General features: G+C 66.3%; 11 protein-coding genes, 1 tRNA gene and 1 pseudogene (1 of these 13 only partly in view). 2 read left to right on the top strand and 11 right to left on the bottom strand.

Annotated elements, in window-relative coordinates; translation table 11 throughout:
- Both ACFE99_RS06930 and ACFE99_RS06925 read right to left on the bottom strand, forming a co-directional pair.
- Positions 1-948 (bottom strand): wax ester/triacylglycerol synthase family O-acyltransferase (locus tag ACFE99_RS06930; RefSeq protein ID WP_375483700.1); only part of this gene is annotated, 948 nt, incomplete at its 3' end.
- Positions 949-1,222: 274 nt separating this feature from the next.
- Positions 1,223-2,482 carry an alpha/beta hydrolase fold domain-containing protein gene (locus ACFE99_RS06925; protein WP_375483697.1) on the bottom strand — a complete coding sequence of 420 codons (1,260 nt, stop codon included), beginning with the start codon at positions 2,480-2,482 and terminating at the stop codon, positions 1,223-1,225.
- Between the two features lie 184 nt (positions 2,483-2,666).
- Here ACFE99_RS06925 and ACFE99_RS06920 point away from each other — a divergent pair.
- A tRNA-Arg gene (locus ACFE99_RS06920) sits at positions 2,667-2,740 on the top strand.
- Between the two features lie 58 nt (positions 2,741-2,798).
- On the opposite strand, the gene ACFE99_RS06915 is transcribed toward ACFE99_RS06920, so the two are convergent.
- A complete protein-coding gene (locus ACFE99_RS06915; protein WP_375483695.1) occupies positions 2,799-3,590 on the bottom strand; it encodes a superoxide dismutase family protein in 792 nt (263 codons plus the stop codon).
- An 82-nt stretch (positions 3,591-3,672) separates the two neighbouring features.
- Here ACFE99_RS06915 and ACFE99_RS06910 point away from each other — a divergent pair, with 82 nt between their 5' ends.
- Positions 3,673-4,431: an enoyl-CoA hydratase gene (locus ACFE99_RS06910; RefSeq protein ID WP_375483693.1), complete on the top strand. Its 759-nt coding sequence runs from the start codon at positions 3,673-3,675 to the stop codon at positions 4,429-4,431.
- Positions 4,432-4,435: 4 nt separating this feature from the next.
- Here ACFE99_RS06910 and ACFE99_RS06905 read toward each other — a convergent pair whose 3' ends face one another.
- From ACFE99_RS06905 to ACFE99_RS06870, 8 genes and pseudogenes are all read right to left on the bottom strand, one after another.
- Positions 4,436-5,704, bottom strand: coding sequence for a dihydrolipoamide acetyltransferase family protein (locus tag ACFE99_RS06905; protein WP_375483691.1), 1,269 nt, complete (start codon positions 5,702-5,704; stop codon positions 4,436-4,438).
- Positions 5,701-6,759 carry a 3-methyl-2-oxobutanoate dehydrogenase subunit beta gene (gene bkdB, locus ACFE99_RS06900; protein WP_375483689.1) on the bottom strand — a complete coding sequence of 353 codons (1,059 nt, stop codon included), beginning with the start codon at positions 6,757-6,759 and terminating at the stop codon, positions 5,701-5,703. The genes ACFE99_RS06905 and bkdB overlap by 4 nt, the downstream gene beginning before the upstream one ends.
- Positions 6,759-7,850, bottom strand: coding sequence for a pyruvate dehydrogenase (acetyl-transferring) E1 component subunit alpha (pdhA, locus tag ACFE99_RS06895; RefSeq protein ID WP_375483687.1), 1,092 nt, complete (start codon positions 7,848-7,850; stop codon positions 6,759-6,761). The genes bkdB and pdhA overlap by 1 nt, the downstream gene beginning before the upstream one ends.
- 50 nt (positions 7,851-7,900) lie before the next feature.
- Entirely contained in the window at positions 7,901-8,719 is an 819-nt protein-coding gene (locus ACFE99_RS06890; RefSeq protein WP_375483685.1) for an HpcH/HpaI aldolase/citrate lyase family protein, read from the bottom strand.
- Entirely contained in the window at positions 8,719-9,213 is a 495-nt protein-coding gene (locus ACFE99_RS06885; RefSeq protein ID WP_375483683.1) for a MaoC family dehydratase, read from the bottom strand. Before ACFE99_RS06885 ends, ACFE99_RS06890 begins: the two co-directional genes overlap by 1 nt.
- Positions 9,210-10,370, bottom strand: a complete 1,161-nt coding sequence (locus ACFE99_RS06880; RefSeq protein WP_375483681.1) for an acyl-CoA dehydrogenase family protein — start codon at positions 10,368-10,370, stop codon at positions 9,210-9,212. Before ACFE99_RS06880 ends, ACFE99_RS06885 begins: the two co-directional genes overlap by 4 nt.
- 10 nt (positions 10,371-10,380) lie before the next feature.
- The gene (locus ACFE99_RS06875; RefSeq protein WP_375483679.1) at positions 10,381-12,360 is read right to left on the bottom strand and encodes a biotin carboxylase N-terminal domain-containing protein; all 1,980 of its coding nucleotides are present in this window, start codon (positions 12,358-12,360) and stop codon (positions 10,381-10,383) included.
- A 5-nt stretch (positions 12,361-12,365) separates the two neighbouring features.
- Positions 12,366-12,773, bottom strand: a pseudogene (locus ACFE99_RS06870) (carboxyl transferase domain-containing protein); it runs 1,144 nt beyond the window's last position.

The following is a 12,773-nucleotide window of genomic DNA, read 5'->3' as shown; positions in this document are numbered from 1 at the left end:
AGCTTCGGCACGCAGGTTCACCGGCACCGCCATCGGCAGCGTCGCGATCGGGACACCGAGCGCTTCGTGGTAGCGGCCCAAAGCACCGCACAGACCGGCAAGGTAGGCGTCGTTGATCGATCCTCCGCCCGCCTTCGCTGCCTTGTGCAAGTCCGATAGCTGAATGTCGAGCGCTTCGGTGCGACTCGCGAGGCTGCGCTGGCGCAACAGCGGCGAGGGCTCAGCGGCCTGACTCATCACCCGCACACCTGAGCGGGCGTAGTTTATTGCACCCGCCACTGCGGAAGGCGGATTGAGAACCGCTCGGCCTAACAGCGACACCGCTCCCGACACAGCTCCGCGGACACCGCCGATCACTGCACCCGGCAAGTGGTTGATGCCTTCCCGCATCAGGTCATTGGGGGACAGATCTTGCGGAATCGGTTGCGGCGGCGGTGGCTGGGCCGGCGGGTCACGCTCAAGGTCGTAGATCTGGGCGAACATCTCCACCCCGCCGACGCCGTCGGTCACCGCGTGACTGAGGTGCAACAGCATTGCGGCCTTGGCCTCGGCGAGACCCTCGACCAGGGTCGCCGTCCATAGTGGGCGCGCGATGTCGAGAGGTGACTGCAAAACCACCTCGGCTAGATCAAGCACTTCCCGCAACGTGCCGGGTTCGGGGATCCGCATCCGTCGCACATGGAAGTCCAGGTTGAAATCGGGATCTACCACCCAGCGCGGTGCTGCCGTCGGCAGCGTGGGCACAACAACCTTTTGCCGCAGCCGCAGCACCCGGCGGGAGGCGTTTTCAAATCGGGTCGTGAAGCGCTCCCAGTCCGGGGTGGTGTCGAGGATTTCCAGCGCCATGATTCCGGAGCGGGTGCGGGGATTGGCTTCTCCGCGGTGCAGCAGATAGTCGACCGCTCCCAGCTCGGTCGGCAATGCGTCCGCCTCGACAGCGTCAGTCACTGTCTCGCCTCCACCCGGGCCTGATCGCGGCCAGCCTTGACATCGCCACTCAAGCCTCCCGTCCAGACGCATCCAGTTAGCGGGCCCGGGCGACGACACTTGCCGCTTTGCCGGTGCCCGGTGCGCACCCCCGGCGCCAACACAACGCTAGTCCGCGCGGCGCGCTGGTGAAAGCCGATTGTGCGGATCGATGCGACCAGCTCAGCAGCCGATAGATCACTTACGAAATGCCGTGCTGGACCGATAAATTCGCTAGGCCGGTTCGTCGCGCAAATCAGCTCGCTGAAATTGCGCCTTTAGTCAGAGATTCCGCGCCTGAGCGGAGATATCGCCCGTAGATCATGCCCAGGAAATCAGCGACGGCATCGGCGGTCAGGCGCGACCGCACCGTGGCGACGGTGTCAAAAGCGTGGTGAGCGTTCGCGAGCTCGGCGTGGCACACGGTGGATGCGCCGGCTTGACGAAGGGCTGCACAAAAGGCCTGGGCTTGTGCTCTCGGAATCAACGCATCATTTTCGCCGTGCAGGACAAAAAACGGCGGAGCAGCGCTGTGGGCATGAGAAATCGGCGACGCCAACGCAAAAAGCTGCGGATCGTCGGCGTAACGGGTTTGCATCACGAAGTGCTCGAGAAACGGCAGCATCAGTTCATGCATATGTTCGGCTTTTGTGAAGTCGTAGACGCCGTAATACGGCACCGCCGCCTGCACAGTCGTGTCAGCCTGCTCAAACCCCGGCTGCAGCCGTGGATCGTTTGCAGTGAGCGCGGCCAACGCGGCCAGGTGCGCGCCCGCTGAGCCGCCGGTGATCGCGATGAAACCGGGGTCGCCACCGTAATTGGCGATATTGTCGCGTACCCACGCGATCGCCCTCTTGACGTCCATGATGTGCGCCGGCCACGCGCTGCGAGGACTCTTGCGGTAGTCGATCGATACGCAGATCCAGCCGAGCTCGACCATGCGGCTCATCAATGGGTACGCCTGGCCTCGCTTGCCGTTGATGCTCCAGCCTCCGCCTGGCACCTGCACCAGCACCGGGCGACGATGCCCATCGGGCAAGTTGGGATGGCGCCAGATGTCCAGCAAGTTGTCCCGACCGTTCGGGCCGTATGCGATATCCGACGTCTGCGCCGCATAGCGGCGGCGGTGGCTCACCATATCCAAGAAGCCATCACGGCGAGCACACCCATGCTGGTCGATGAGCGGATGGCGCACCCGCTGGCGGTAGTGCCTCCCGAAGGATTCCTCGAGCGCCCCCGTGAGGATCTGGTCGGCCCGTTGCGCCGCCCATGTTGCAGCAACCCGACTCACCGATAGCGGTGTTACCCGCGACAACGCATGTCCGGTCAGCACCTGCGGGGAAAACTCCGCCGAAAGCCAGCCAGCAAACCAGCCCACTGCGAATGGGGAACCACGCAGCAGCAGAGCGCCGGCCCGGTATATGCCCATCGGGTCGGCCGCCAAGTGCCGCCCTTGCCGCAATACTTGGGCACCCGCCTTCGAGCACCGCGTGGTCACGTCCATAGCCATGCTCATCGCAACGCCGCTCCTTGACGCCGGGCACCCACAACGCCGCGAAACGCGGCTTGCGGCCAGCGGTAGCGTACCTGTGTCGCGCGTCACACACTAGTGAGTCGCCATTGCAGGCCATGACATTTCGCTCGGCGTTGCGCGCCAGAGCCGGCCTATCGTCGCTGTTCGATAGACTGACCTGCGCATTGCCTCCGTAGCTCAGTTGGATAGAGCAAGGGCCTTCTAATCCCTAGGTCGCAGGTTCGATTCCTGCCGGGGGCACCCAGGGGCGTCGATGACCTCGGCTGATTCTCGGCAGTTCCCTCGGCGATGCCGGCAGTCAGCCTCCATTGGGGCCTGGCATGTTGCCCGGTGGCACCGTAGTCGTGGAGGTCGACGGCGTCACGGTCACGGTGCTGGTGCTGGTGCTCGTGCTGGATGTGGGTGACGTCGACGAGGGCGTCTGAGTGACGGTCGCGGGCGGAATCAAGCTGACCGTGGTCGTGGTCACGGTCGACGTTGAGGTTGAGACGGACGTGCTGGTGGCAGTCGCCGGGCTCAGTACGCCGCAGGCGACGCGGCGGTCGGACTCCGCGGTGCCTTGGCCAGCCATGTCGGAACCTTGGAGCAGCACGATCGACGAGCCCTCCGGACCTTTGAGCTGATCTTGGGTGAACCCGTCGCTGGTGGCGACGAGCTTGCCGGCGCCGTTAGACCGCACCAGCAGCGGGGGCAGGTCCCCACTGGCCGGCTGGCCGGTATGCCCGGGCGCTTGTAAGCGGTCACCCGCCGATGCGAAGTCAGCCGATTGGCCGCCACTGGGCGCGACGGAGTTGGCTTCACACTTGCCGACCGCGTGGATGTCCAGTCCGTGGAAGCCGGGCGTGAGGATGCCGGAAGCGACGGTCTCGACGGTCACGGTGGCGTACCCGCTTGTGAAGTCGATGGTCGCATCGGCTACGTGTTTGCCGTCGGCCGTATTCAGCTGCGTGGTCAGCTTCTGAGCAGCGGACCCTGACGTGCTCGATGTCGTCGGCGTCGACGATGGGTTGGAAGCCTGTTTCGAGCAGCCGCTGATGACGGCGACCGGCGTGGCAAGCAAAGCGATGGTGGTGGCGACATGCTTCATCATGGACGCGTTGTACCCTGCGAACCGCGCAGGCAAACTGACAAGCCACCGGCGCTACAGCAAACCGACTTCCTGGAGGTGCCAGATGGCTGAGTCCGAACTTGTGCTGTACAGCGTCGACAACCGCATTGCGCTTATCACCGTCAATGACCCGGCCCGGCGCAACGCCGTCACCGCGGCCATGTCGGCACAGCTGCGCGCCGCGATCGAGCGAGCTCAGGCCGACACCGACGTGCACGCCGTGGTGGTCACCGGTGCCGGCAAGGCGTTCTGCGCCGGCGCCGAACTCAGCGCTTTGGGCGAGGCCACCGAACAAGGCCTGCTAGCCGTTTACGACGGATTCATGGCCGTCGGCAACTGCACGCTGCCTACGATCGCCGCGGTCAACGGTGCCGCGGTCGGAGCGGGGCTCAACCTGGCATTGGCCGCCGACGTGCGTATCGCCGGGCCGGCCGCGTTGTTCGACGCCCGCTTCCAGAAACTGGGGCTTCATCCCGGGGGCGGCGCAACATGGATGCTGCAGCGAGCTGTCGGCCCCCAAGTTGGCCGCGCCGCCCTGCTGTTCGGGATGTGCTTCGACGCCCAAGCCGCGGTCGCGCATGGACTGGCGCTCAGTGTCGCCGACGACCCTGTCGCTGCTGCGCTGGAACTGGCCGCCGGACCCGCAGCCGCACCACGCGAGCTCGTGCTGGCCACCAAGGCCACCATGAGGGCCACCGCCAGTCCGGGATCGCTCGACACCGAGCAGCACGAACTGGCCAAACGTGCCGAGCTCGGGCCGCAGGCGCAGTCGATCCGATCACCTGAATTCGCCGCCCGGCTGGCTGCGGCGCGGGGCCGGTAGCCGCCTACAGGTCCAGCAGCGCGGTTTCCGGCGACTCGATGAGTTCGCGCAGTTCGCAAAGAAATTGAGCCGCGACCGCGCCGTCGGCAATGCGGTGGTCGAATGCACACGTCAATGTCATCTGCGGCCGGATGACGACGGCGTTGTCGACAACCGCCGGGCGCGGTTTGAGCGAACCCATACCCAAGATCGCCGCCTCGGGGTAGCTGATGACGGGCACGCCGTCGTCGAGCCCGAGCGCGCCGAAATTCGACACTGTGAAGGTCGAGCCGCGGAGCTCGGCAGGCTGCAGGGTGCCGCCGCGGGCCCGCCGGATCAGCTGCGCCACGCATTGGCCGAGTTGGCGCGTGGTTTTCTGGTGGGCGTCGGCGACGACCGGCACCAGCAGACCGCGCGGTGCGGCAACAGCGAATCCCAAATGCACTGCGTGATGCGAGTGCACCTGAGGACCGCCAACAGCTTCCACCCAGGTGGAGTTCAATATCTTGTGGTGGCTCAAGGCAATGACCACGAGCCGCAGCGTGAGCAGGAACGGCGTGATCACGTCGCGCTCTTCCGCGGCAGCGACAACCAGTCGATCCCTCACCCGCTGCAGGTTGGTGCAATCGACTTGAACGCTCGCGTGTGCGTCCGGAATCTGATTGCGCGACAATGCCATTCGCTCTGCCATTTTGGCGTGGACGCCGCGCACCGGCAACACGTCGTAGGTGATGCCGGGCCGCTCGGCGCCGACTCCGGCCGCCGCCAAAACCGCTTCCCGGCTGATCAGGCCATCCGGGCCGGGCGGCACCTCGCGCAGATCGACAAGCAATTCCGCTGCCAGCTTGCGCACGGCGGGTTTCGCCTTGGGTCGCCCGGCGCCGGCCGGCTCGTCGGGCCCGCTGGTCGTCTTCCTTCTGCTGGTGTCAATGGTGTCGTCCGGACCGTAGCCCACCAGAACCGGCCTGCGCGCGGATGTTTCGCCGTTCGACTCGGCGGCCTGCCGCGCTCCCTGCCCGGACGGGGCGTCGGCCTCCTCCGGCGCGGTGTCGATGCGCACCAACAGCGAACCAACTTCGAGGACATCGCCTTCTGCGCCCCTGATCTCGATGATCCGGCCGGCGTAGGGGCTGGGGATTTCGATCTCGGCCTTGGCGGTCTCCACCGAACACAACGGTTGGTTGAGTTCGACGTCGTCGCCCACGGCGACGTTCCAGCACGACACCGTCACTTCGTCCAATCCCTCGCCCAAATCAGGGACCAGGAAAGACTTGATTCGCTCCTCGTCGGTCACGGTAGCTCCAGCGCGCGTTCGACGCAGTCCAGCAGCCGATCCGGGCCGGGGAGCCACAGCTTTTCCAAACGTGCAGGCGGATAGGGGGTGTCGAACCCGCACGCGCGCAATACCGGAGCTTCCAGCTCGTAAAACATCTCCTCTTGGATGCGCGCGGCCAACCCGGCCCCGTAGCCCAGGCTGCGTGGACCCTCGTGCATCACCACGCAGCGCCCGGTCCGCCGGATCGACGCGGCGACCGTGTCGAAGTCAAGCGGAACCAGTGAGCGCAAATCGATGACTTCCAGGCTCCAACCATGTTGAGCAGCAGCGGTTTCCGCTGCACATACGGCGGTTCGCACCAATCCGCCGTAAGTCAGCACCGTGACATCGGTGCCGGCACGGCGCACGACGGCTCGCCCGATCGGCGGTGCCGGCTGGACCGGGTCGACGACCTCGCGGCCCCAGTAGCGCCGCTTCGGCTCTAGGAACATCACCGGGTCTGGGCAGGAAATGGACTGGCGCAGCAGCCAATAGGCATCTGACGGCGTCGACGGGACGACAACCTTGAGGCCTGCGGTGTGCGCCCAGTAGGCCTCGGTGGATTCCGAATGATGTTCAACCGCACCGATTCCGCCGAACGACGGAATCCGCACGGTGACGGGCATGTTCACCTCGCCGCGGGTGCGTGTGCGGTACTTGGCCAAATGGCTGACAACTTGGTCGAAGGCCGGGTAGGAGAAGCCGTCGAACTGAATCTCGGGCACCGGCACGAAGCCGCGCAGCGCCAATCCCACGGAGATCCCGATCAGCGCAGATTCAGCCAGCGGCGTGTCGAAGCACCGGTCTTTGCCGAATGTTTCGCGCAGCCCTTCGGTCACCCGGAACACCCCGCCCTGAGCGGCGACATCCTCCCCGAAGACCAGCACGCGCTCGTCCTCGGCCATTGCGTCGTGCAGCGCTCGGTTGAGCGCCTGCACCATGGTCAGCGACCGCCGCAGTGGTCGCTCGCTCTGCGGCACTGCTGCGGTGGCGGTGGCATTCGAGCGAGTCGGGGGTTCGGCGATCTGGGTCATCACGCCTCCCTGGCCAATTCGGCCCGCAACTGCTGACGTTGGACTTCCAGAGCCGGGGTGGTTTCCGCGTACACCGTGTTGAACACCTCGTCGACGTCGACATCGGGTGCCGCGAAGACCGCTTCGCGAAGCTCGGCCCGCAGCCGCTTGGACCGCGCGGCGACCCGCTCTTCCAGCCGCTGGGTCCACATGCCCTGGCCTTGCAGGTAGGCGCGATAGCGCGGAATCGGGTCCAGTGCCGACCAGTGCTCGACTTCCTCCTGTGTCCGGTACCGGGTGGGATCGTCGGAGGTGGTGTGCGGGCCGAGCCGGTAGGTCACCGCCTCGATCAGGGTTGGCCCCCCGCCGGCTCTGGCGCGGGCAGCGGCTTCGGCCATCACCGCATAGCACGCGAGCACATCGTTGCCGTCCACCCGGATGCCGGGCATGCCGTATCCGATCGCCTTGTGCGCGATCGACGGTGCAGCTGTCTGTTTGTCCACCGGCACCGAGATCGCCCACTGGTTGTTTTGGACGTAGAACACGCAAGGCGCCTGGAATACCGCGGCGAAGTTCAGCGCCTCGTGCACGTCGCCCTCGCTGGTGGCGCCGTCGCCGACGAACGCTACCGCCAGCGAATCCTCGCCGAGCCGCTGCGCGGCCATCGCGGCGCCCACGGCATGCAAGGCGTGCGTGCCGACCGGAACCGATATCGGGGCGCAGCACTTTTTCGTGAATTCCAGCCCGCCGTGCCAAGTTCCGCGCCACGCCGCCCCGACGTGGCCGGGCGGGATGCCGCGCACGATAAAGACGCCGAGTTCGCGGTACTGCGGAAACAGCCAGTCGGTTTTGCGCAGGCAAGCCGCCGCCCCGACCTGCGCGGCTTCCTGCCCACGACAGGAGGCGAACAGCGCCAATTCACCTTGGCGCTGCAGGTTGACGAACTCCATGTCCAGCTCGCAGGTGACCACCATGGTCTCGTAGAGCCAGCACAGTGTCTCGGCCGGAAGGTCGCGGCTATAGCGGTCGTCGGCCGTGGGCGCGCCGTCGGGACCGACAAGCTGCACCGGTCGGAGGTCGACAGTCATCGGCGTCTGAGAAAGATCAGCCATACCGCCTCCAACCACGCCTGCGCGGTGTGCGGCCGGTTGGAGCAAACGCGCTACGAACCGGCGTCAGCCGCCAGCTGCACGATCCGCTCGGCTCGCCGCAGCACTGGCGCATCTACCATTATGCCTTCAAATGCGAACACACCGCGCTGATCGGCGGCCGCGGCCAGCACGTGTCGCGCCCACTGCACCTGCTCGGGTGAGGGCGCGTAGCCGGCCCGGATCACCGCCAGCTGGCTGGGATGGATAGCAACCTTCGCGTCGAACCCGACCGCGACCGCGTCGTCGACCTCGGCGCGCAGCCCGTCGAGGTCCTTGATGTCGAGATAGACGGCGTCCAAGGCCAGACGACCGTGCGCCTTGGCCGCCAGCAGCGACTGGGAACGCACATGGCGGGCCACTTCACGGTAGGTTCCGTCCGGGTAGCGGTTGGCGGTGCCGCCGAGTACGGCGAACAGGTCCTCCGCACCCCACATCACGGCGACCGCGTTGTCCGCACGGACACTCTCGGCAACGTTGAGCGCACCCAGCGGCGACTCGACCAGCACCACCACCTCCAGCGGAGCAAGCGCGACAACATGCTCTGCCCCTTCGCATTTGGGCAGCATCACGGTGTCGTAGCCGGTGCGCGCCAAGGCCTCGAGGTCCCGCGCTTGGTCGTCGCTGCCGAACGCATTGACCCGCACCACGGTGCGAGCGGGGTCGAGCGGAACGTCGACGAGTGCACGACGGGCACCGTCCCGGTGGGCCGCGGCCACACCATCTTCCAGGTCGAGGATGACGACATCAGCTGCGGCCGCGGCTTTTTCGTATCGCTCCGGGCGGTCGGCCGGGCAGAACAGCCACGCCGGGCCCGGGTTGTGCAATCCCATCAGTCGACGGCCTCGGGCGAACGCATCCGTACCAGCGTCTTGCGGGTGGCGGTGGCGACGACGTCACCGTGCTGGTTGCGTCCGGTATGGGCGAACGTCACGATCCCCTCCCCCGCACGGCTCTTGGACTCACGCTTCTCGGTGATCACGGTCTCGGCGTACAGGGTGTCGCCGTGAAACAGCGGTTTGGGGAATGCAATTTCAGAAAAGCCGAGGTTGGCCACTATCGTGCCCTGGGTCAGCTGAGCCACCGATAAGCCGACAAGCGTCGACAGGGTGAACATCGAATTGACCAACCGCTGGTGAAACGGTGGCAGCGCATCGGAAAACGCCGCATCCAGATGCAGCGCTTGGGTATTCATCGTCAGCGTGGTGAAGAGCACGTTGTCGGCCTCCGTGATGGTCCGACCCGGACGGTGCAGATAGCGCACGCCGATTTCGAACTCCTCGAACCACAGCCCGCGCTGGACGATTGCGCGCTCCTCAGTCGTCACAAGCCCACCTCTCTGGCGATCAACATCAACTGCACTTCGCTGGTGCCCTCACCGATCTCCAGGATCTTGCTGTCCCGGTAGTGGCGGGCGACCGGGAATTCGTTGACGAATCCGTAGCCGCCGTGAATCTGCGTGGCGTCTCGGGCGTTGTCCATCGCCGCCTCGCTGGCCACCAGCTTGGCGATCGCCGCCTGCTTCTTGAACGGCTTACCGGCCAGCATCAGCGCCGCCGCGTCGTAGTAGGCGGTGCGCGCGGTATGGGCGCGGGCCTCCATCCGGGCGATGGTGAACTCGATGTGCTGATAGCGGGCGATCGGTCTGCCGAACGCTTCCCGTTGCCGCGCATACTTGACGCTTTCGTCCACGCAACCCTGCGCGGCGCCGGTGGACAATGCGGCGATCGCGATCCGCCCTTCGTCGAGGATGCGCAGGAAGTTGGCATACCCCCGGCCGCGTTCACCCAGCAGATTCTCCTCGGGCACCCGGACGTCCTCGAACGTCAACGGGTGGGTGTCAGAGGCGCGCCAGCCCACTTTGTCGTACGCCGGTTCGACGGTGAAGCCGGGTGTGGGCACCGGCACCAGGATCGACGAGATCTCCTTCTTGCCGTCCCGTTCACCGGTGACGGCTGTGACCGTGACCAGTTTGGTGATGTCGGTCCCGGAGTTGGTGATGAACTGCTTGGACCCGTTGATGACCCAGTTCCCGTCGTCGAGACGCGCGGTGGTCTTGGTCGCGCCCGCGTCGCTGCCGCCGCCGGGCTCGGTCAATCCGAAAGCACCTAGGGCCCGGCCACTGGTCAGCTGCGGCAACCATTCTCGCTTTTGCGCGTCGCTACCGAACCGATAGACCGGCATGGCGCCCAGCGACACACCGGCCTCCAACGTGATGGCCACGCTTTGGTCGACCTTGCCGAGTTCCTCGAGCGCCAGGCACAAAGCGAAGTAGTCGCCGCCCATTCCGCCCCACTCCTCCGGGAACGGGAGACCGAACAGGCCCATCTCGGCCATCCCGGCGACCACTTCGTAGGGGAAGGAATGTTCGGCGTCGTGGCGAGCGGCGACCGGTGCGACCACGCTCTGCGCGAAGTCCCGGACCGTCTTGGCCAACTGCTGGTATTCGTCGGGAAGCGTCCCGCTTGCAATGAAGTCAGGCATCAGCTAGCCCTTAGCCTTTCGTATTCGCGGTAATTCGGGCCAACGGCTGGCCCACCTTGACCTGATCGCCGACGCCGACCAGCAGGTCGACCACCCCGTCGACTGGCGATGCCAGTGCGTGCTCCATTTTCATCGCCTCGACCGTGACAACAACGGTGCCCGCGGCCACGTCGGCCTTGTTGTCGACACTCACCGCGACAACCGTTCCGGGCATGGGGCTGGTCAACTCGGCGTCGCCGCTGCGCTCGGCGTCCGGGCGCACCGGCGCTTCCTGTACCTCCTCGACCACAGCCGTGATGCCGCCGCCGTGCAACCAAATGCGGTGATCCGACGCGGCGACGGTGTATTCGGCTCGGACGCCGTCCAATGTCACCGCCAATTGCTGACCTTCCAGACGGGCCTGCAGCGAATGGGTTTCACCGTTCTCGACCCGGGCTTGGGCGGCCGTGGGGGTCCCTGTCAGGTGCACATGGTCGGTGCGGTCAGCGGCTCGCAGCCGCATGCTGACCGGCGCGTGGGCGCCGAGCCGCCATCCCGACGGGATCTCCCACAGATCCGCGCCAGGCTCGGGCCAGAGCCGCAACCATCGGTAGGCCGCCGCGGCGATGAGGTGTTCGTCGGCAGGCGGAGCCGCAGGGAAATCGCCGACCCGCCGATCCAGCAGACCGGTGTCGAGTCGGCCGGCGGCGACGTCGGGATCGGCCAGCAGAAACCGGAGAAACTCCACGTTGGTGACGACGCCGAGCACCGCGGTGTCCTCCAGCGCACGGTCGAGCGCCCGCAGCGCAGCAGGCCGGTCAGCGGCATGCGTGATCACCTTAGCCAGCATCGGGTCGTACGCGCTGCCCACCGTCATCCCGGCCGAAAGCCCCGAATCAATCCGCACCCCAGGGCCTTTGGGCTCGACTAGCGCGAGCACGTCGCCGCCGGTGGGCAGGAAGCCGTGGGCGGGATCCTCGGCGTAGATCCGCGCTTCGACCGCGTGGCCGTGCAGCGCGATGTCGGACTGGCTCGCTATCAGCTTCTCGCCCGCGGCAATCCGGATCTGCCATTCGACCAGATCCCATCCGGTCACCATTTCGGTGACCGGGTGCTCGACCTGCAGCCGGGTGTTCATCTCCATGAAGAAGAATTCCTCCGGCCGGTCGGCGGAAACGATGAATTCGACGGTGCCGGCGCCGGTGTAGTCCACACTGCGTGCGGTGTCGCAGCCGGCAGCGCCGATGCGGGCCCGGGTCGCAGCATCCAGCAGCGGTGACGGCGCCTCCTCGATCACCTTCTGGTGGCGTCGCTGCAAGCTGCATTCCCGTTCGCCAAGATGCACCACATTGCCGTAGGTGTCGGCCAGCACTTGCACTTCGATATGCCTGGGCCGCAGCACGAATCGCTCGAGGAACAAGGTGTCGTCGCCGAATGCGGCGGCCGACTCGCGGCGGGCACCGGCCAGCGCGGCGGGCAGATCGGCGGCCCGTTCCACCATGCGCATGCCCTTGCCACCCCCGCCTGCCGACGGCTTGACCAGCACCGGGTAGCCGATTTCCTCGGCGGCGGAGATCAATTCGGCATCGGTCAGTCCCGGCCGCGCGATGCCCGGCACCACCGGGACCCCGAATGCCGACACCGTGGCCTTGGCCGCGATCTTGTCGCCCATGGTCTGCAGCGCGGTCACCGGCGGCCCGATGAACGTCACACCCGCAGCTGCCAGCGCCGCGGCGAAATCCGCATTCTCGGAAAGGAACCCATATCCCGGGTGTACCGCCTGCGCGCCGGTGCGCACCGCCGCGTCGACCACCGCGGCGATGTTGAGGTAGCTTTCCCGGGCCGGGGCCGCGCCGATGCGTGCCGCGACGTCAGCCTCGGCGACGTGGCGGGCGCCAGCGTCGGCGTCACTGTAGACAGCCACCGAGCGGATACCCATAGCCTTGAGCGTGCGGATCACCCGCACCGCGATCTCACCGCGGTTGGCGACCAGCACCGTATCGAAGCCCATCACCCTCACATCCGGAACACGCCGTAGGAGACCGGTTCGACAGGAGCATTCGCCGCAACAGAGAGCGCAAGTCCTACAACCGTTCTGGTGTCGGCAGGGTCGACGACACCGTCGTCCCACAGCCGAGCTGTCGAATAGTAGGGATTGCCCTGGTGTTCGTATTGTGCGCGGATCGGCGCCTTGAACTCCTCCTGCTCCTGCTCTGACCATGGCGTACCGGCACTTTCCAGCGCCTCGGCCCGTACGGTCGCCAGCACGGATGCGGCTTGTTCCCCGCCCATCACCGAAATCCGCGCGTTGGGCCACATCCACAAAAACCTCGGGGAATATGCTCGTCCGCACATCGAGTAGTTCCCTGCGCCATAGGACCCGCCGATCACCACGGTCAGCTTCGGCACCCGCGCACATGCAAC

This window comes from uncultured Mycobacterium sp., assembly GCF_964249325.1.
In the GTDB taxonomy this organism is placed as follows: domain Bacteria; phylum Actinomycetota; class Actinomycetes; order Mycobacteriales; family Mycobacteriaceae; genus Mycobacterium.
This window is presented reverse-complemented; position numbering and strand designations above follow the sequence as displayed.

Bases quoted from the DNA above. Each gene is read 5' to 3' on its own strand.
- ACFE99_RS06925 (WP_375483697.1), bottom strand. From the start codon at position 2,482: ATGAGCATGGCTATGGACGTGACCACGCGGTGCTCGAAGGCGGGTGCC.
- ACFE99_RS06915 (WP_375483695.1), bottom strand. From the start codon at position 3,590: ATGATGAAGCATGTCGCCACCACCATCGCTTTGCTTGCCACGCCGGTC.
- ACFE99_RS06910 (WP_375483693.1), top strand. From the start codon at position 3,673: ATGGCTGAGTCCGAACTTGTGCTGTACAGCGTCGACAACCGCATTGCG.
- bkdB (WP_375483689.1), bottom strand. From the start codon at position 6,759: ATGACCCAGATCGCCGAACCCCCGACTCGCTCGAATGCCACCGCCACC.
- pdhA (WP_375483687.1), bottom strand. From the start codon at position 7,850: ATGGCTGATCTTTCTCAGACGCCGATGACTGTCGACCTCCGACCGGTG.
- ACFE99_RS06890 (WP_375483685.1), bottom strand. From the start codon at position 8,719: ATGGGATTGCACAACCCGGGCCCGGCGTGGCTGTTCTGCCCGGCCGAC.
- ACFE99_RS06880 (WP_375483681.1), bottom strand. From the start codon at position 10,370: ATGCCTGACTTCATTGCAAGCGGGACGCTTCCCGACGAATACCAGCAG.
- ACFE99_RS06875 (WP_375483679.1), bottom strand. From the start codon at position 12,360: ATGGGCTTCGATACGGTGCTGGTCGCCAACCGCGGTGAGATCGCGGTG.